The following is an 18,520-nucleotide window of genomic DNA, read 5'->3' on the forward strand; positions in this document are numbered from 1 at the left end:
CTACATCTTCGAGATCACGTCGTCCTCGCCGCCGCGGTCGGCGGCGAGTTCTGCCGCCTGCGCCATGATGGCCGGGATGATGCCGGAGATCTCGTCGACGACGAGCGGCTGGACGCGATGGGCGGTGTGCAGGAAGCCCTCGCCCGTCATGTGGCGCATGAGCTCCATCATCGGATCCCAGAAACCGTTGATATTGGCGAAGACCATCGGCTTCTCGTGGCGGCCGAGCTGCGCCCAGGTCATGATCTCGACGATCTCTTCCAGCGTGCCGATACCGCCCGGCAAGGCCACGAAGGCATCCGAGCGCTCGAACATCGTGTGTTTGCGCGCATGCATGTCAGGGGTTACAATAAGCTCGTTGAGTTGGCCGAGCGAATGGCGGGTCGCCTCCATGTCGATCAGGAACTCGGGAATGATGCCCGTTACCTGACCACCGTTGGATAGGGTCCCGCTGGCCACAGCGCCCATGATGCCTTTCGTGCCGCCGCCATAGATCAGGCGAAGGCCATATTCCGCGATCTCTTTTCCAAGTGCGCGGCCGGCAGCCATATGGGCAGGATCGCGTCCCGGCCGAGAGCCGCAATAAACGCAAATGGATCGAATCGATACAGATTGTTCGGTCATAAGGGAAAAACAACTATTCCATTTCAATGCAGTCAAGAAAATTGAATGAAAAGCGGCGTGCCGAGCTTGTGTAATTGCTTTGAATGCTTGTGAAAAGCAACGGGAATCGCTAGCAATTTCTGGATACTACGGCAATTTGCCGCCTTGGGAGACGTAATGATGAAAAACCGTGCCGGCTTGCTGGCCCTCGCAGTGCTCGTAATCGCAATCATACTGATGGTGTTTTTCGTCATGCCCCGGCTCGGCCCTGATGTGGCGAAGGTTGGTGACGCCATCAACCAGGCCGGCACCGAGGTCAGCAATACGGTTAACGAAGCGTCTAAGACTTCCCGCTCGGCTGTCGCGGATGCCGCAGCCGCCGTTCAGAAGATCGGCAGCCTCACCGCCGATGCCGGCCAGTCACTCTCCGGCCTGAAGGCGCTGTTTGCCGATGGCAAGGTGCCCGCCGCCGATGCGGTTGCAGGCGCCAAGACAGCAGCCGTGAATGCGCTGACCGCGATCGTCGATTTCGCCGCCCCTGACGGTCTCGACACCGCAACCGCAGGCCTCGTCTCCAAGGCCAAGGACGGTGCAGGCAAGGCGCGCGACATCATCCAGAATCTGCCTGAAAATGCCGCCGATGCGCTGGCCGCACTCACAAAGGCCGAAGCCGCGCTGACCGGATCGCCGGAAGCTGCCGGCCAGCCGGCCGCTTCCGACACAGGCCCGAAGATCCCGGCGTTCGACGTGCTGCGCGTCGAGCCCGATGGTTCGACCGTCATTGCCGGCTCGGCCGAACCGCATGGCAAGCTGGAAGTGCTTGACGGCGACAAGGTGGTCGTGACGACCGATGTCGACGGCACCGGCGATTTTGCCGCCGTTCTCGACAATCCGCTTCCCGCCGGCGACCATCAGCTCGTGCTGAAAGTGACGGGCAAGGATGGCAAGACCACGCTCTCGGAAGAAGTCGCGACCGTTTCCGTGCCGAAGGACGGCAGCGGCAGCGAACTGCTCGCCATGGTCTCCAAGCCCGGCACGGCAAGCCGCATCATTACGGCGCCGAAGGCTGAGGTCGCCAGTGCCCAGCCGCCGACCGCCAACGACGCATCCGCCGTACCTGCGGGCAATCAGCCGGCGCAGAATGGCGCTGCGAACGATCAGGTCGCCGTGCAGACCCCGGATATGCCCGCAGGCGCCAGCGATAACGCCAAGACGGCGCCGGCGGTTCCCGGCACCCAGCAGGGTGGCGGCAGCACGGCCGACGTGATGGTCAATGCCGTCGAGATCGAGGGCAACAAGATCTTCGTTGCCGGCACGACGCGCTCCAACGCCAAGGTCGTCGGTTATGCCGATGATGCGCTCATCGGCCAGGATACCGCAGGGCCGGACGGGCACTTCGTCATCGAAGGCGTGATGAATCTGTCGGTCGGCGACCACAAGATCCGCGTCGACGTCGTCGACGGCGCCGGCAAGGTGCTCGTGCGCGCCACCGTCAACTTCAACCGTCCAGCGGGCGATCAGGTCACGGTTGCCGCCCGGTCCGGCAACAATGCGAATACCAGTCAGGCGATGGTGCCGCTCGATGAAGGCCAGATCGGCAAGCTCAAGAGCGACGCAACGAAGGCCTTCGGCCTGCTGAAGGGCCTGTTTGCAGACGGCGGGGTGCCGGGTGCGGAACAGCTTGCGGCAGCGCGCTCGGCAACCGAATTCGCACTGCGCTCGATTGTCGATTTCCGTCCGGGCATCGATGCGACTGACGCCATCAAGCAGGCATCGGCTTCCGCCTCGCAGGTTGCCTCGAACGCGCTCACAGTGCTGCAGGGCCTGCCGAAGGATGCAAAGTCAGTCGGCGCGGCGCTCGACCAGCTCGGCGCGATCATTGCCCAGCTGACGGTTCCCAATGCCGCGCCCATGCCGTCGAACGAAATATCCGACGCCGGCCAGCCGAAGACGATCGAGCAGGCGCCGCTGACGGAAAACAACAATGCTGTCATCATCCGCCGCGGCGATACGCTGTGGCAGATTTCCCGCCGCGTCTACGGCCTCGGTGTGCGCTACACGACGATCTACATCGCCAACGAGGACAAGATCGTCAATCCGGACCGCATCCGCCCCGGCCAGATCTTCGGCCTGCCGAAGGATGCACTGCCCAACGCGGAGGAGCTGCATCGCAAGCGGCTCTCCGGTCAGCATCCCTGAATATCAAAACGGCGGCCCATCGGCCGCCGTTTTCCTTAGAGCGCCGTGCGTCCATTCGGACCCACAAAGGACGCTCTAACTCTTTGAATCTACGCATCAGGCTTCCGAAAATCGATTCCGATTTTCGGGCCGATGCTGTGGCGCGGGCGCGCAACACTTCGCCTATAAAATCCCTATCAATGTTGTATTCCGCCAGCCGGTATCATATCTCGCGGGAACGGCGACAGGCCGCGGCGAGAGCGGCCCTTCGGGCTGGAGACAGGCATGGCAAACAGCAAGACAGTTTCTGATACCAACCTGCTGGGAACGCTCTACAATCTCTGGCCCTATATGTGGCCGGCAGACCGTCCGGATCTCAGGATGCGGGTCGTATGGGCTTCGGTCTATCTGCTGATCTCGAAGTTCGTCCTGCTGCTGGTGCCCTATTTCTTCAAGTGGTCCACGGATGCGCTGAACGGCAAGATGGATCTGCAGGGCACACTGCCGCCGCTGCTCATCGGCGTCACCGCCCTCGTCATCGCCTATAACCTGACCCGCCTTATCCAGCTCGGCCTCAACCAGCTCAGAGACTCGCTCTTTGCCAGCGTCGGCCAATACGCGGTGCGCCAGCTTGCCTACCGTACCTTCGTGCACATGCACGAGCTTTCCCTGCGCTTCCACCTGGAACGCAAGACGGGCGGGCTTTCACGCATCATCGAGCGCGGCACCAAGGGCATCGAAACGATCGTGCGTTTCACGATCCTGAACTCGGTCCCGACCGTCATCGAATTCCTGCTGACGGCAGCAATCTTCTGGTGGGGTTACGGCTTCTCCTATCTTGCCGTCACCGCCTTTACCGTCTGGGCCTATATCTGGTTCACGATCCGCGCTTCCGACTGGCGCATCTCCATTCGCCGGGCGATGAACGACAGCGATACCGACGCCAATACGAAGGCGATCGACTCGCTCCTCAACTTCGAGACGGTCAAATATTTCGGTAACGAGGAGATGGAGGCCAAGCGCTTCGACAAGTCGATGGAGCGCTATGAGAAAGCGGCGACCGATGTGTGGACTTCGCTCGGCTGGCTGAACTTCGGCCAGGGCGTGATCTTCGGCATCGGCACGACGATCATGCTCGTTCTTTCCGCCTGGTCGGTACAGCGCGGCGAACATACGGTCGGCGATTTCGTCTTCGTCAATTCCATGCTGCTGCAGCTTTCCGTGCCGCTGAACTTCATCGGCTTCGTCTATCGCGAAATCCGCCAGGGGCTGATCGATATCGAGCAGATGTTCGATCTTCTGGAGGTCAAGGCCGAGGTTCTGGACGCGCCGGACGCGAAGGACCTCGCCATCGGCCAGGGCGCTATCTCCTTCAAGGACGTGCATTTCGCCTATGATGCCGCCCGGCCGATCCTGAAAGGCATTTCCTTCGACGTGCCCGCCGGCAAGACGGTCGCGGTCGTCGGTCCCTCGGGGGCCGGCAAATCGACGCTGTCGCGGCTGCTCTATCGTTTCTACGATATCCAGAGCGGCGCGATCACCGTCGACGGGCAGGATATACGGGGCATCACGCAGAAGAGCCTGCGCTCGGTGATCGGCATGGTGCCGCAGGATACGGTGCTGTTCAACGACACGGTGGCCTACAACATTCGCTATGGCCGCCCTTCGGCCAGCGAAGCCGACGTGAAGCAGGCCGCCGAGATCGCCCAGATCGCGCATTTCATCGAGACGCTGCCGGAGGGCTTCGAAACCAAGGTCGGCGAGCGCGGGTTGAAGCTCTCCGGCGGTGAAAAGCAGCGTGTGGCGATTGCCCGCACCATCCTGAAGGCGCCTCCGATCCTCATTCTCGACGAGGCGACCTCGGCGCTCGACACGACGACGGAGCGGGAAATCCAGACGGCGCTCGATGTCGTTTCCAGGAACCGCACGACGCTGGTCATCGCCCACCGCCTGTCTACCGTCATCGGTGCGGACGAGATCATTGTTTTGAAGAGCGGCGAGATCGCCGAGCGCGGCACGCATGCCGCCCTTCTCGAGCAGAATGGCCTCTATGCCTCGATGTGGAGCCGCCAGCGCGAGGCGACGCAGGCCGAAGAACATCTGAAGCAGGTGCGCGAGAAAGACGAGTTGGGCATCGTCAACCGGTTGGCACCGGCAAGCTGAGTATCGAAACAGGCCAAAGTGCCCGTTTTGTTGTTCAGAACCGGCGCATGAAAGCCTTGCTGATATCCGCGGCATTGCTCCTGGTGTCGTTTTTCTGTAACCAGCGGATACGAAAAACGACAGGAGGCCGGCATTCATGAGCTTGTTCGATACGGTTCGCAACACGATCGTTCCGGTGCACAAGGAAGGTTACCCCTTCGTCGCCGCCTTCTTCGTCGCGTCGCTCGTATTGGGCTGGATCTTCAAGCCGCTCTTCTGGATCGGCCTCATCCTGACGCTGTGGTGCGCCTATTTCTTCCGTGATCCCGAGCGCGTCACGCCGCAAGACGATGACCTCGTCATCTCACCGGCCGACGGCAAGGTCTCCTCGATCCAGATGGTCACGCCACCCGCCGAGCTGAACCTCGGCAGTGAACCGATGCTGCGCATCTCCGTCTTCATGAATGTCTTCAACTGCCATGTGAACCGCGCGCCGATGCGCGGGCGCATCGTCAGCATCAACCATCGGCCGGGCAGCTTCGTGAATGCCGAACTCGACAAGGCGAGCGAGGAGAACGAGCGCAACGGCCTCGTCATCGAGACCCGCCACGGGCAGATCGGCGTGGTGCAGATCGCCGGCCTCGTGGCGCGCCGCATCCTCTGCTTTTCGCATGTCAACGAACCTATCGATGCCGGCGAGCGTTTCGGCCTTATCCGCTTCGGCTCGCGGCTCGACGTGTTCCTGCCCGCCAATACCGCGCCACGCGTTTCGCTTGGCCAGACGGCGATAGCCGGCGAGACCGTCATTGCCGAATTCGCCTCGGCAAAGGGTCCGGTCATCAGTCGCCGCAGCTAATTTCAGGAGCGCGCGATATGGAACCTCCTTTTCCGCCCTTCGAACCGAACGGCCCAAACGACGATTCCGCCCGCGGGCCGCGCCTGCGCGAGATTCCGATCCGGCTCGTTGTACCGAACCTCATCACCATCCTGGCGATCTGCGCCGGCCTGACCGGCATCCGGCTCGCCTTTGAGAACCGCTACGAGCTGGCTGTCGCCATGGTGCTGGTCGCCGCCTTCCTCGATGGCATCGACGGCCGTGTGGCAAGGCTGATGAAGGCCACGTCGAAATTCGGCGCGCAGATGGATTCGCTTGCCGATATCGTCAATTTCGGCGTTGCCCCTGCCCTCGTGGTCTATGTCTATGCGCTTGATGCGGCACGCTCGCTCGGCTGGATCGCAGCACTCATCTACGCGATCGCGGCCGGCCTGAGGCTGGCGCGCTTCAACGTGATGTCGGAGCGCGAGAACCGCGCGCCCTGGCAGTCGGAATATTTCGTCGGCGTGCCGGCGCCGGCCGGCGCCATGCTGGTGCTGCTGCCAGTCTATCTGGGCTTCCTCGGCCTCTCCACCGACCGTACCTTCGCCTTTTTCTCTTCGGGCTACACGGTCCTCATCGCCTTCCTGCTCATCAGCCGCCTGCCTGTCTGGTCCGGTAAATCCGAAAGCCGGATGCGACGCGATCTCGTGCTGCCGGCCATGCTCGGCGTCGTCATCTACGTTGCGCTGCTGATGAGCTTCACTTGGGAAGTGATGGTCTTCACGGTCTGCGCCTACCTCATTTCGCTGCCCTTCGGAGCGCGGAAGTGGAAGCGCAAATATGGCACGCTGACCATCGAGGAACCCGGTGTCGGCGAGGACGACATCGGCCGCCACATCTGAGCGCTCTATTTTCTTAAGTAAGTATTAACGTACGCAGGCTTCGGTTAAGCCTCGCGAATTATGGTCCGTATTCACATTTCCTGATGAGCAATGCCTCTGTTTTGTCGCTATTGAGGACAAAAGAGCAAGATACATAAAATTCTAGGGAAACACGTAAGGAGAGTATCGTGACCTCGAAGAAGTCGGAACAGCAGCAGCAGGCAGCCAAGCCGGATCTCGCGACCAACTACCGCCCGCTCGGCCTCAAGGCCGTGGCTGCCGCCTCGATGATGGCAAAGCCGGCGCCGGTCAAGAAGCTCGCCTGAGCGGGCGCGAAGAACCGCACGCGCAGGCTGATCGCCAGCAGGTTCATGACGATGCTGATAATGACATCCGGAACCCGCCATGCCGCGGGTCCGGCAAAAATGGGCTGCAAGAGACGCGCCCCATATTCCAGCCCAAAGAACCAGACGAACGACGCCGTGGCGGCACCAAGGCCGTAGGCGAGACGATCCGTGATCCGTGCCATGACAGGCGGCCGAAAGGCTGGGCAGCTTTGCGCGACGCGTTTCAGAAGAAACTGAGCTGCCCGTCATCGGGCGTTTTCTTCTGGAGCGGCTTCGGCAGCTTTTCGAGCGGCACCGGATCGTGCAGATCCGGCCCCATATTAGAGACCTTGTTGACCTTGTCAGAGACCGGGATCGCCTCGAAAAAATCGTCCTGAACCGGCTGCATGAGATCGACGACCTCGCGCGGCTCCTGCGTCTTGCAGTCCAGCCAGCGGGAGAAATCCTCCGGCTGGATGACGACGGGCATGCGGTCATGGATCGAGGAAATGGCGCCGTTGGCCTTCGTCGTCAGGATGGCGCCGGTATCGACCTCGGACCCATCGGCCGAGGACCATGTTTCCATCAGGCCGGCAAAGGCGATCACGCCGCCACGGCGCGGCCTGATCCAATAGGCCTGCGCCTTCTCGCCGCTTTCCTTCGAAGGACGATGCCATTCATAGAAGCCGGAGGCCGGGATGAGGATGCGGCGATGACGCATGGCAGCGCGGAAAGAAGCCTTGCCGATCGCGGTTTCCGAGCGCGCATTGATCAGCAGCGGAAATTCCTTGGGGTCCTTGACCCAGCCCGGCGTGAAGCCCCAGCGCACCAGCAAAGCGCGGCGATCCGGCAGGTTGCTGCCCGGTTCCTGCCCCTCACCTGATATGACGACGAGAATCGGCTGCGTCGGCGCGATGTTGTAACGCGCCGGAAAGCCCTCTAGCTCGGCAAGGCTGAAGGTTTCGGCGATATCCTTGACCACCTCTGTCAGGGCAAAACGTCCACACATGCGGATGTCTTTGCACCCTGTCCGGCATCGGTCAAGGCGCTTTGTCCTCTGAATGGAAAGGCGCTGCACATCTTCAGCGGACTTGTTCTAACTGCGCGGCGCAAAGAGGATGATCGCCGTGCCGGCGAGGCAGACCAGCGCACCGCCGATATCCCAGCGGTCGGGAACACGGCTTTCCGCGAGCCATAGCCACAACAGCGAAGCAACGATGTAAATACCGCCATAGGCTGCGAAAGTGCGCCCAGCCGCCTCGCTCGGCACCAGAGTCAGCAGCCAGGCGAACAAGGCAAGCGACACCATACCCGGCGCCAGCCACCAGACGGGTTTTGCTAGCCGCAGCCAGGCCCAGAAGGCAAAGCAGCCGGCAATTTCGAAGAGAGCGGCAAGGGCGTAGATGAGGTAGGTCAACGGCGTCTCGCAGGAATCGTTGTGCCATATTCCACGCAATGCCGACGGTTGCGCAAGGTGCGCCGCCCGTGGGATAAGGCGGCATCACAGCAAAGCGTGCGAAACAATGACCTCCCAGGCCAAACCCGCCTCTTCCGCCATCCTTGAACGTGATGGCCGGTTCCTTCTCGTGCTCAGGCGAAACCCGCCTTCGGCCGATATGTATGCGTTTCCCGGTGGACGAGGCGAACCCGGCGAGACGCCCGAGGAAACGGCACTGCGCGAATTTCTCGAAGAGACCGGCATTCAGGCACGAAACCCGCTGCTGTTCTCCACCTATGACTTGAAGACGCATGCGCCCGATGGCAGCATCAGCAGCCATTTCTTCCTCTCCGTCTTCCGCGTCGAGGCGGATCGCCATCTGGTGGCTGAAGCCGCTGACGATGCTGCGGCGATCGGCTGGTACAGCGTGGAAGAGATCCGGCGCATGCCAGTGCCGCAAAGCGTGCTCGAATGCGCAGAGCGGCTGTCGGCCGGTGAATGAGGCGCACTCGCTAGAATAGAAGTGGAAACTGCCCTATCCGCCTTGTTCCTGTCATGCTCCCTGTATCAACTGGGGAGCATGATTCCCGTTCGACGCGTTGTCTTGTCATCTCTCGTCTTTGGCGGCCTCGTCTGGGCCGGTCCCACAATGGCGCAAGGAGGGGCACAAGGAGGGGCGCAGGGTGGCAAGAATGCGCCTCCGCCGCCAGAGGAGATCGTGCCGCAGGTCGCGATCGTACCCTATGACGACAAGCTGGCGCGGCTCGCGGAGGTTCTGGGTTCGGTGCATTACCTGCGCACGCTGTGCAAGGCGCCGGGGGCTGACGAATGGCGGAGCGACATGCAACAACTGCTTGATTCTGAAACGAATGGAGAGCCGCAGCGCAAGGAAAAACTGACCGCAGCCTTCAATCGCGGCTACCGCGCTTTTGCCTCGGTTTATACGGATTGCACCCAGGCGGCCATCGTGGCAGAAGAGCGCTACCGTAACGAAGGTGCAACACTTGCCACAGAAATTACTTCGCGCTTCGGAAATTAACGTTTAATTAACCTGTTTTCGCATGCGCACGTGTCGTTTTGGGAAAAGGCTGTTAGTGTTGTTAACGTAGCGGTAAGACATGAGAAGTGCTGAGGAAAAGATAATGGAACCAAGCCTCAACGACATCGACGACATGATCGTCCACGAAAAGATGCAGGCGGCTCTGGAATACCAGAACGAGGCTTGGGCCGACGGCATGGCCGACGGCATCGAGCCTGAGATCATTGCCGATGCCGCGATTGCCCATGCACTGCGCGAGACGATCAGACTGCATGGAGAAGGTAGCGCCGAGGCCTTGCTGGACTCGCTGCGTGATCGCATGCTGGCAGGTGAGTTTTCCACCAACAGGACCCTGCAATAAGGGCAATACAGAGAGTCTCATGCGTACCGGTAAAGATATTTCCTCGCGAATCCCGCTCGCGCCGGTCCTGCTTGCCGTCGGCCTTGCCGCAGGCAGCGTGCTGTCCGCATCTTCCGCCTACGCGCTTTCCGAACTTCAGAAGATTCCGGGCCAACCCGATGCGCCGGCCACAGCGCAACAGGGCCAGCAGCAACCGGCTGCACCACAGAACGGCTCTTCCGGCATTCCCCAGCCCGATCCGCTCGTCAACAAGCAAGGCGGCCAGAGCGTCGACAAGACACCGGGCGCATCCGACGATTCCAAGGCCGTCGACGTGATCTACGACATCAGCAAGGTGCCGGAGCCAGTGCGCAAGATGCGCGAACAGATCGTCGAGGCTGCCGCATCAGGCGATCTCGAACGCCTGCGCCCGCTGATGGGGACCGGTGCCGACCAGACGCAGGTGACGGTCGGCGAACCCACTGACGATCCGATCGGCACGCTGAAGGATCTCTCGGGCGATCCCGACGGCGACGAAATCCTCGCCATCATGCTCGACGTCATCTCGACCGGCTTCGTGCATGTCGGACAGGGCACGGCTGATGACATGTATGTCTGGCCCTATTTCGCCGAGAAGGACCTGAAATCGCTGACCCCGCCGGAACGCGTGGAACTGCTGCGCATCGTCACGGCAGGCGATCTCTCCGATATGCAGGAGTTCGGCGGCTATAATTTCTATCGCGTCGGCATAACGCCCGACGGCAAATGGAAGTTCTTCACTGCGGGCGACTGACGCCGCAACGCTTGCACCGTCAGCCTCAAAGACATACCTCTGAGCGATCACCAACGCGACAGGTTTCGCCATGCCAGCCGTATTCCTGAAAGACCGCTCGCTCATTGCCGTCGGCGGCGAAGAAGCAGAGTCCTTCCTGCAGAATCTCATCACCACCGACATCGTTTCGCTCGGCGCGGACGAGGCGTGGCCGGGCGCATTGCTGACGCCGCAAGGCAAGATCCTCTTCGACTTCATGATCTGGCGCGACGGCGACGGCTTCGTCATCGAAACGGATGCGGCCCAGCGCGAAGCCCTGCTCAAACGGCTGACCATGTACCGCCTGCGCGCGCCGGTGACGCTGACGCCTGACGCCGAGGATGGTGTGACCGTTTCGTGGGGCGAGGATGCTGGGGACGGCGCTAAAGACAGCCGATTCTCCAAGGCGGGCGTCACGCTTTTGCGCCGCGCCGGCCATCATGGCAGCTCTAACGAGGCCCTCTACGATGCATTGCGCATCAAACATGGCATCGTGATATCAGGGCCTGATTACGCGCTTCAGGACGCCTTTCCGCATGACGTGCTGATGGATTTCAATGGCGGCCTCTCCTTCAAGAAGGGCTGCTATGTCGGCCAGGAAGTGGTGTCCCGCATGCAGCATCGCGGCACGGCAAGACGCCGCGTCGTGACCGTGTCGGCAGGCGCAGCGCTGCCGGCCAGCGGCACTGAAATCACGGCTAATGGCAAGCCCGTCGGCACGCTCGGCTCCGTCGAGGGACAGAGTGGACTGGCGATCGTGCGCATCGACCGCGCCGGCGAGGCGATCGCATCGGGCACGCCGCTGCTTGCCGGCGATGTTTCCGTGACGCTCAGCCTGCCGGCCTGGTCCGGCCTCAGCTTCCCGACCTCCTCGGACGAGGCCAGCGCGTGACGGTTGCGAAGGCTCCACGCGCCTGGCAACGCATGCTGTCCGGCCGGCGGCTCGATCTGCTCGACCCCTCGCCGCTCGATGTCGAACTGACCGATATCGCCCACGGGCTCGCGCGCGTCGCCCGCTGGAACGGCCAGACGTCGGGCGATCATGCCTTTTCGGTCGCGCAGCATTGCCTTGTCGTCGAGTCCATCTTCCGGCATTTCAACGAGGCCACGCCCGGCGATTGCCTGATGGCGCTGCTGCATGACGCGCCGGAATATGTGATCGGCGACATGATCTCGCCTTTCAAGGCCGTTGTCGGCGGCGGATACAAGACCGTCGAAAAGCGGCTGGAGGCCGCCGTGCACCTGCGCTTCGGCCTGCCGCCGCACCCTTCGCGCGATCTCAAGGACAAGATCAAGAAGGCCGATACGATCGCCGCCTATTTCGAAGCGACGGTGCTTGCCGGCTTCACGCCTGCGGAAGCGCAGAAATTCTTCGGCCAGCCGCGCGGCATCACCAGGGACATGCTGTTGATCGATCCCCTGCCTGCACTCGAAGCACAGCGGCTTTTCTGCGAGCGTTTCGCCGAGATCGAGGCGGAGCGGATCGTGACCCCATGACCGTGATCGTGGTTTCCCCGCTTTCGCGTATCGCCGAGATGGCGGTGCGGCACAAGGCGCGCGAAATGATCAGCCTGATGGCGAAGGAACAGGCCTTTCACCGGCCGGGCATCATCCAGGCCGACCGGCACCTACTGCTCAATATGAACGATATCACCTTCAAGGGCACCGGCGATCTCGTGGCGCCCGACGAGAAGCATGTGCGGGCGATCATCGATTTCGCCGCCGGCTGGCAGCAGCAGGCGCCACTCCTGATCCATTGCTGGATGGGCGTATCGCGCTCGCCCGCCGCAGCATTGATTGCCGCCCTGTCGCTCGCGCCGGAGCAGGAAGATGCGGCACTTGCCCGACGGCTGCGCGCCGCCTCGCCCTATGCGACACCGAATGCACGGATCATCGAAATCGGCGATGCGCTGCTTGACCGGCGCGGGCGGCTCGTCGACGCCGTGAGAGCGATCGGCCGCGGTGCGGAGGCCGACGGCAACGCGCCCTTCGTGCTGTCCGTCGGAGACAATTCGAACGGTTGACGCTCCTCACCCCTGCCCCATCTTGCCCTCGACGAGGCATCCGAGGAGCACGTGATGGAACAGCAGGCCACCGACCTTATCATCGCAACCCGCTCGGCACTCGATCAGGCGAGTGCGCTTGCCGTGCAATATTCCTTCTCCATCCTCGGGGCGATCATCCTGCTCATCGTCGGCTGGGTGGCGGCGAGCCTCATCAGCCGCTGGGCCTATGAGGGCATCTCGCGCGTGCGCGGCATCGACGAGACGCTCGCCCGTTTCTTCACCAATGTCGTGCGCTATGCGATGCTGGTGTTGGTCTTCGTCACCGTTCTCGGGCAGTTCGGCGTGCAGACGGCATCGATTATCGCCACTCTCGGCGCCGCCGGCCTTGCCGTAGGTCTTGCGCTGCAGGGGACGCTGCAGAATATCGCTGCCGGCATCATGCTGCTGGTGCTGCGACCCTTCCGGGTCGGGGAATATATCGAGACGAGCAGTATCTCCGGAACGGTGCTGGAGATCGGCCTGTTCGCCACGGAACTGAAGACGGGAGACGGCCTTTACCGGCTGGCGCCCAATTCGACGCTGTGGAATACGCCGATCACCAATTACAGCCGTCAGCCGACCCGGCAGAACGAAGTGAAGATCAACATTACGCATCAGGAGGATCTCGATCTCGCCATGGAGACGCTGATGAAGCTTGCAACCGCCGATAAGCGCGTCCTCAAGACACCGGCGCCGAGCGTCTTCATCGATAGTCTCAGCGACAGTGCGGTCAGCGTGACGTTGCGCTACTGGGCATCGACAGGCGACTGGTGGGGCCTGAGCCGCGACATGATCAAGCGCGTCAAGCTTGCCTTTGACAAGAGGGGCGAGGCTGGCGACGCTCCGGCGGAAGTTTCGAACGCTCCCGTTCCCGAACCGCCACCAGAGGAAGCGCAGGCCAGGGTTTCGGCCCGCAAGAGGACGCCGAAGACGTCCCCGCAGACGCAGCCATAATCTATTTGATCACGCCGCAGGCAATCCTGTCGCCCCCGCCGCCCGAAGGCTGGCTTCGGTAATCGTCGGAATTGGCATGCACCATCAGCGCGCGGCCGCGCACGCCATCCGTCTTGCCGTCAAGCGAGATCATGGTGTCGAAGACCTGGGCGCGCAGGATACCGTCCTGCCCGACATACTGGTTCGGCATGTCGCCGGCATGCGGGCCTTTGGCGGCGAGGAAGCCATGCTCGGCCTTGGTCGGATTGAAATGCCCTCCGGCGGATTCGTGATGGGTTGCGGCATCGCAGCGGCCGGTTTCATGGATATGGAAGGCGACCCATTTATTGATCGGCAGGCCGGAGATTTCCGCCTCGATGAAAACGCCGCCATTGGCGGCAGCCGTCAGCGTGGCGCGTCCGGCCTCCTTGCCGTCAGGGCCGACAAAATTCGCCGTCGCCGTCTGCTTGTTCTGAGCAAAGCCTTGGGGCGCCGCCGCAAGCAGGCCGAGGGCAGCGATGGTGCATATGATTTTCATCGGGTTTCCTTCCATTTCGGGGACTTCGTCCCAACGCCTCACGAGGGAAGGTGTTCCTGCCTGCATAAAAGGCAAGAAAAAGCCGGCCACGGGCCGGCGGGATCGTTCAGCTTGGGCCGGCCCAGGCTCAGGCGGCGATATCGAGATCGAATTCGCCGTAGGTATTGCGATAGATCTGCATGGCCTGATCGTCGGCATCAGGGAGAACCTGCTGCAGTGCATAGGGAACGGCCATGCCGGTCGCCGAGCCGTTGTCGCGATATTCCATCACCAGCGCGACGAGGCTGCTCGGATATTTCGGCTGCATATTGCCAGCATCATCGTCTTCGAGAAATTCCCTGATAATGCCGGGCTTCTCATCCGCCGCGCGTTCCGTGCGGCTCAGCACACCGTCGCCATTGGCGTCGAGCCGCGAGAGCGTTGCCAAATATGCATAAGAGATGTCTGAAACTGATGAAAGAGCAGTCATACAAACCTCCGTTCACCGCTTCTACCGGTGAGAGTCTGCACGCAATACGCGGGTGGAAAATATCAAGGCTGATCTGTTGGTTAAACTGATTTGCAGCTTCGGTCAATAAGCTGTTAACTATCGATTAACCATAGTTGACAAAGTGTAACGACCCATTCCAGCGGCTGTTTCACTTTCCCTTGGGAAACCGGGTTTCTTCATTATTTCAGTAGTTTGCGAGATACAAACAAATTGCCGGCTAGCGATAAAGAGCCGCCCAGTTGCAACCGATTATTAATCGGGGCGGTAGAAGATGCCGCATGCGGGTTGCTGGAAGTTGCCGCTTGCCGCTTACAAAAATTTGATTCTCGCATTCATTTTAGAAAGGTCTTTTTATGCCCGGCGCGATATGGCAGCTTTGCCAATCGAAGACGCCTTCGCCTTTTGCCATGCTTCCACCGCAACCGTCCCATGAGGGGACTCGTGCGCATGAAAGCTGAGACGCTTTTCTGGCAACAGTGCACGCAGGCCGTCAAGCAGGACGGATCGATCGATGCCGAGCATCTGATGGAGCTCGTCATCGCGACCTATCGCAGCCATCAAAGCGAATATGATGTAATCGAGCAGAGCACCGAGACGCTGCTCAATGAAAACCGCGACCTGAAGAATACGATCGGCTCCACCACACAGGCGCTTGCAGAACAGCGCAAACTCTTCGAAATCGTCCTGAACAACCTGCCGCTCGGCCTCAGCGTGTTCGATGCGGACCAGCGGCTGACCCTTTCCAACCTGCGCTTCCGCCAACTCTTCGGCTTTACCGAAAGCGATGTCACGCCCGGCACGACGATTGCCGACCTGATGCACAAGACGCGCGGCACTGAGCAGACCAATGCCAGGACGCGTGGCAAGAAGGACGGCCAGGAAGCCTCTTCGAAGGCAGGGCGCATCCGCAGACGCGAATGGCTGATGGATGACGGCCGCATCATCCAGAGCGTGGTCACTATCCTGGCCGACGGCAGCAACATCGCTATCCATGCCGACGTTACAGAAGACCGCAAGGCTGCCGAGCGCATCACCTATCTCGCCCATCACGATCCCCTGACCGGCCTGCCGAACCGCATTCGCTTCCGCGAGCAGCTGGATGCCGCCCTTGCCGAGCGCAAGGAGGATGAGCAGATCGCGCTCGTGCATCTCAATCTCGACCGGTTCAAATCGATCAACAATACGTTGGGTGTTTCAGCCGGCGACAAGATCCTGCAGCAGGTGGCAGAGCGCATCCGTGCCTCGGCCGGCTCAGAGAATATCCTTGCCCGTCTCGGCTCGGACGAATTCGCAATCCTGCAGACGCGACGCCAGCAGCCGTGGAACATCACCGCGCTCGCCGACCAGATCCGCCGTGAGCTCAGCGAACCCTTCTTCCGCGGCGACAAGCAGGTGGAACTCAGCGTTTCCATGGGCATTTCGATCGCCCCTGGCGATGCTGTCGAGACCGACAAGCTGCTGCGCAATGCGGCGGTCGCCCTGTCCCATGCCAAGGCGGACGGGCGCCGGCACGAGCGCTTCTTCACCGGAGAGATGAACGAGAAGATGCAGGCCCGCCATGCGCTGGAGGCCGATCTGCGCGCTGCAGTGCAGAAGGAGGAATTCGAGCTTCACTACCAGCCGCTCTACGACCTGACGCAGCATCGCATCTGCGGCTTCGAGGCGCTGATCCGCTGGAATCATCCGGTGCGCGGCCGCGTCTCGCCTATGGAGTTCATTCCGCTGGCTGAAGAGGTCGGCCTCGTCGTCGATATCGGCCGCTGGGTTTTGCGCCGCGCCTGCAACGATGCAGCGCAATGGCCCGAAGATATCAAGATCGCCGTCAATGTCTCGGCCATCCAATTTTCCAGCAGCGACCTGCCGCAGGATGTCAGCGAGGCGCTTGCCGCCGCCGAACTCTCGCCGTCGCGTCTCGAACTGGAGATCACCGAAAGCGTGCTGATGGAAAATCTCGATGAGGCATTGCCGATCCTGCATGCGCTCAAGGAGCGCGGCATCCGCATCTCCATGGACGATTTCGGAACCGGCTATTCGTCGCTGAGCTATCTCTCGAGCTTCCCCTTCGACAAGATCAAGATCGACAAGTCCTTCGTCAACGACATCGTCGAGAACAAGGAAGCGCATGCGATCATGCGCGCGATCATCCTGCTCGGCGACGCACTCGGCATGCGCGTGACCGCAGAGGGCGTGGAAACCGCACAGCAGATGGCGCTGCTCGAACGCGAGGCATGCGACGAAATCCAGGGCTATTACATCAGCCCGCCAAAACCCTTCGGCGACGTAGCTCACATGCTTTCGATGCCGCCAAAGAAGAATGGCAGCGTTACGCCGCCCGTCAAACCCCGATACTGATTTCGGCACGTTGCGACTCGCCAGCCAAGCCGTTATCGACAGGAAACGATCCCTTCGAAAACCGGTGACGACGATGTTCAAGGCCGAAGCTTTCTTCCCCCATGAAGCGCTTGCTGCGGAGCTCATACCCCATGCAACGGAGGGTGACGACGGGTCCCACGATCTCGCCCATATCCTGCGTGTCTTCCGCAATGCCATGCGCATCCATGCTGCGGAAGGCGGCAAGGGCCAGGTGCTCGCGGCTGCCGTGCTGCTGCACGATTGCGTCGCCGTCGAGAAGAATTCGCCGCTGCGCGCCCAGGCGTCGGCGCTCGCCGCGGAAAAAGCGTCACGGATATTGAAAGAGCTTGGATGGGACGATGAGGATATCGCTGATGTCGCCCATGCGGTGACGGCGCACAGCTTTTCGGCAAATGTGCCGCCGGAAACGCTGGAGGCGAAAATCCTGCAGGATGCCGACCGGCTGGATGCCATCGGCATGGTGGGTGCTGCCCGCTGCTTCTATATAGCAGCGCGGCTTGGGTCCGGCCTCTACGATCCTTTCGATCCGGCTGCTGAGAACCGGCCGCTCGATGACAAGCGTTATGCGATTGACCATTTCCAGACGAAGCTGTTCAAACTGGCGGATGGTTTCCAGACCCCGACCGGGCGCGAACTGGCCGCAGCCCGCGACAGGAGCCTGCGCGACTTCCTCGCTGCATTTATGGACGAAATATAGGAGCCTATGATGCGTGTCAGCGATCTCTTCGTCTATCCGCTCAAGAGCGCCCGCGGCATCGCCCTGCCCTTTACGGACATAGACGCCTATGGCCTGCCCGGCGACCGGCGCGCGATGGTGACGGACCCGGATGGCCACTTCATCACCCAGCGCGAGCTCCCAACCCTTGCTCAGATCGAGGTTCGGCCCGAAGCCGGAGCCTTCCGGCTGCGGATGGAGGGCAAGCAGAAGATCGCCGCAGCACCGCCGCATCCGGACCGGCGACTCGATGTCATCGTCTGGAAATCGGCCGTCAGCGCCGCCGTTGCTGACGATGAGAGCAACGCCACGCTTTCGGAATGGCTCGGCCGCGCAGTGAAACTCGTCTTCTTCGACGGCAAGGCAGAACGGATGGCCAATGCCGAATGGGCGGGCGAAGGCACGCCGGTGACTTTTACCGATGGCTACCAGATCCTGGTGACGACGACGGGATCGCTGAAGGCGCTCAATGCCGATCTTGCCGACCATGCCGAAGGCGGCGTCGGCATGGAGCGCTTCCGGCCGAATATCGTCATCGACACAGACGAGGCCTGGGCCGAGGACCGCTGGGCGGCAATCGAAATTGCGGGCATCCGCTTCGACCTCGTCAAACCCTGCGCCCGGTGCATCATGACGACGCAGGACCAGTTGACGGGCTCACGCGAAGTGCCGAACCCCATGCCCGCCATGGGCCGCATCCGAATGTCGGGCGACCGGCGCGTTCCCGGCCCGCTTTTCGGCTGGAACGTCACCCCGCGCGGCACCGGCAGGGTCACGATCGGCGACGAGGTGAAGATCCTCGAGACGCGGCCGGACGGTTGGACCTTCAAGGTTCGCGCCCGAGCCTAAAA

At 61.6% G+C, this 18,520-nt stretch carries 20 protein-coding genes and 2 pseudogenes; 16 read left to right on the forward strand and 6 right to left on the reverse strand.

Annotated elements, in window-relative coordinates; genetic code table 11:
* Positions 1 to 624, reverse strand: coding sequence for a TIGR00730 family Rossman fold protein (locus FHT87_RS26770; protein ID WP_183730706.1), 624 nt, complete (start codon positions 622 to 624; stop codon positions 1 to 3).
* Between the two features lie 156 nt (positions 625 to 780).
* On the opposite strand from FHT87_RS26770, the gene FHT87_RS26775 reads away from it, so the two are divergent.
* The 5 genes and pseudogenes from FHT87_RS26775 (at position 781) to FHT87_RS31300 (ending at position 6,947) form a co-directional block, all read left to right on the forward strand.
* On the forward strand, positions 781 to 2,802 hold the full coding sequence (locus FHT87_RS26775; protein ID WP_183805788.1) for a LysM peptidoglycan-binding domain-containing protein: 2,022 nt from the start codon (positions 781 to 783) through the stop codon (positions 2,800 to 2,802).
* A 264-nt stretch (positions 2,803 to 3,066) separates the two neighbouring features.
* A complete protein-coding gene (locus FHT87_RS26780) occupies positions 3,067 to 4,944 on the forward strand; it encodes an ABC transporter ATP-binding protein/permease (protein WP_183730712.1) in 1,878 nt (625 codons plus the stop codon).
* Positions 4,945 to 5,077: 133 nt separating this feature from the next.
* A pseudogene (locus FHT87_RS26785) lies at positions 5,078 to 5,779 on the forward strand (phosphatidylserine decarboxylase); the annotation flags it as partial.
* Positions 5,780 to 5,796: 17 nt separating this feature from the next.
* Positions 5,797 to 6,642 carry a CDP-diacylglycerol--serine O-phosphatidyltransferase gene (pssA, locus tag FHT87_RS26790; RefSeq protein WP_183730718.1) on the forward strand — a complete coding sequence of 282 codons (846 nt, stop codon included), beginning with the start codon at positions 5,797 to 5,799 and terminating at the stop codon, positions 6,640 to 6,642.
* Between the two features lie 167 nt (positions 6,643 to 6,809).
* The gene (locus FHT87_RS31300; RefSeq protein ID WP_246698134.1) at positions 6,810 to 6,947 is read left to right on the forward strand and encodes a hypothetical protein; all 138 of its coding nucleotides are present in this window, start codon (positions 6,810 to 6,812) and stop codon (positions 6,945 to 6,947) included.
* Between the two features lie 8 nt (positions 6,948 to 6,955).
* On the opposite strand, the pseudogene FHT87_RS26795 reads toward FHT87_RS31300, so the two are convergent.
* From FHT87_RS26795 to FHT87_RS26805, 3 genes and pseudogenes are all read right to left on the reverse strand, one after another.
* Positions 6,956 to 7,132 (reverse strand): annotated as a pseudogene (locus FHT87_RS26795) (LysE family transporter); the annotation flags it as partial.
* A gap of 59 nt (positions 7,133 to 7,191) precedes the next feature.
* The gene (locus FHT87_RS26800; RefSeq protein ID WP_183805789.1) at positions 7,192 to 7,956 is read right to left on the reverse strand and encodes an SOS response-associated peptidase; all 765 of its coding nucleotides are present in this window, start codon (positions 7,954 to 7,956) and stop codon (positions 7,192 to 7,194) included.
* Between the two features lie 87 nt (positions 7,957 to 8,043).
* Entirely contained in the window at positions 8,044 to 8,364 is a 321-nt protein-coding gene (locus FHT87_RS26805) for a YnfA family protein (RefSeq protein WP_183730724.1), read from the reverse strand.
* Between the two features lie 106 nt (positions 8,365 to 8,470).
* Between FHT87_RS26805 and FHT87_RS26810 the strand changes: the two genes are divergently transcribed.
* From FHT87_RS26810 to FHT87_RS26845, 8 genes are all read left to right on the forward strand, one after another.
* Positions 8,471 to 8,887, forward strand: coding sequence for an NUDIX domain-containing protein (locus tag FHT87_RS26810; RefSeq protein ID WP_183805790.1), 417 nt, complete (start codon positions 8,471 to 8,473; stop codon positions 8,885 to 8,887).
* A 78-nt stretch (positions 8,888 to 8,965) separates the two neighbouring features.
* The gene (locus FHT87_RS26815; RefSeq protein ID WP_183805891.1) at positions 8,966 to 9,424 is read left to right on the forward strand and encodes a TIGR02301 family protein; all 459 of its coding nucleotides are present in this window, start codon (positions 8,966 to 8,968) and stop codon (positions 9,422 to 9,424) included.
* 103 nt (positions 9,425 to 9,527) lie between these two features.
* Positions 9,528 to 9,785, forward strand: coding sequence for a hypothetical protein (locus FHT87_RS26820; protein WP_018115578.1), 258 nt, complete (start codon positions 9,528 to 9,530; stop codon positions 9,783 to 9,785).
* A gap of 19 nt (positions 9,786 to 9,804) precedes the next feature.
* Positions 9,805 to 10,557 carry a hypothetical protein gene (locus FHT87_RS26825; protein WP_183730733.1) on the forward strand — a complete coding sequence of 251 codons (753 nt, stop codon included), beginning with the start codon at positions 9,805 to 9,807 and terminating at the stop codon, positions 10,555 to 10,557.
* Between the two features lie 70 nt (positions 10,558 to 10,627).
* Positions 10,628 to 11,467, forward strand: coding sequence for a folate-binding protein YgfZ (locus FHT87_RS26830; RefSeq protein WP_183805791.1), 840 nt, complete (start codon positions 10,628 to 10,630; stop codon positions 11,465 to 11,467).
* Complete coding sequence (locus FHT87_RS26835; RefSeq protein ID WP_183805792.1) at positions 11,464 to 12,072, forward strand: HD family hydrolase; 609 nt, start codon at positions 11,464 to 11,466, stop codon at positions 12,070 to 12,072. Before FHT87_RS26830 ends, FHT87_RS26835 begins: the two co-directional genes overlap by 4 nt.
* Positions 12,069 to 12,599 (forward strand): tyrosine phosphatase family protein, encoded by a 531-nt coding sequence (locus FHT87_RS26840; RefSeq protein WP_183805793.1) that lies wholly within the window; start codon positions 12,069 to 12,071, stop codon positions 12,597 to 12,599. Before FHT87_RS26835 ends, FHT87_RS26840 begins: the two co-directional genes overlap by 4 nt.
* A 54-nt stretch (positions 12,600 to 12,653) precedes the next feature.
* Positions 12,654 to 13,574 carry a mechanosensitive ion channel domain-containing protein gene (locus FHT87_RS26845; RefSeq protein ID WP_183805794.1) on the forward strand — a complete coding sequence of 307 codons (921 nt, stop codon included), beginning with the start codon at positions 12,654 to 12,656 and terminating at the stop codon, positions 13,572 to 13,574.
* 1 nt (position 13,575) lies between these two features.
* On the opposite strand, the gene FHT87_RS26850 is transcribed toward FHT87_RS26845, so the two are convergent.
* Both FHT87_RS26850 and FHT87_RS26855 read right to left on the reverse strand, forming a co-directional pair.
* Positions 13,576 to 14,091 (reverse strand): superoxide dismutase family protein, encoded by a 516-nt coding sequence (locus FHT87_RS26850; protein WP_183730745.1) that lies wholly within the window; start codon positions 14,089 to 14,091, stop codon positions 13,576 to 13,578.
* A 127-nt stretch (positions 14,092 to 14,218) separates the two neighbouring features.
* Positions 14,219 to 14,560: a hypothetical protein gene (locus FHT87_RS26855; RefSeq protein WP_183730748.1), complete on the reverse strand. Its 342-nt coding sequence runs from the start codon at positions 14,558 to 14,560 to the stop codon at positions 14,219 to 14,221.
* Positions 14,561 to 15,028: 468 nt separating this feature from the next.
* Here FHT87_RS26855 and FHT87_RS26860 point away from each other — a divergent pair, with 468 nt between their 5' ends.
* The 3 genes from FHT87_RS26860 (at position 15,029) to FHT87_RS26870 (ending at position 18,518) form a co-directional block, all read left to right on the forward strand.
* Positions 15,029 to 16,933, forward strand: coding sequence for an EAL domain-containing protein (locus FHT87_RS26860; protein WP_183730751.1), 1,905 nt, complete (start codon positions 15,029 to 15,031; stop codon positions 16,931 to 16,933).
* A gap of 73 nt (positions 16,934 to 17,006) precedes the next feature.
* A complete protein-coding gene (locus tag FHT87_RS26865) occupies positions 17,007 to 17,651 on the forward strand; it encodes an HD domain-containing protein (protein WP_183730754.1) in 645 nt (214 codons plus the stop codon).
* Between the two features lie 9 nt (positions 17,652 to 17,660).
* Complete coding sequence (locus FHT87_RS26870; RefSeq protein WP_183731026.1) at positions 17,661 to 18,518, forward strand: MOSC domain-containing protein; 858 nt, start codon at positions 17,661 to 17,663, stop codon at positions 18,516 to 18,518.
* Positions 18,519 to 18,520: the final 2 nt, after the last annotated feature.

The sequence above is a fragment of the Rhizobium sp. BK316 genome, from assembly GCF_014193695.1.
GTDB lineage: Bacteria > Pseudomonadota > Alphaproteobacteria > Rhizobiales > Rhizobiaceae > Rhizobium.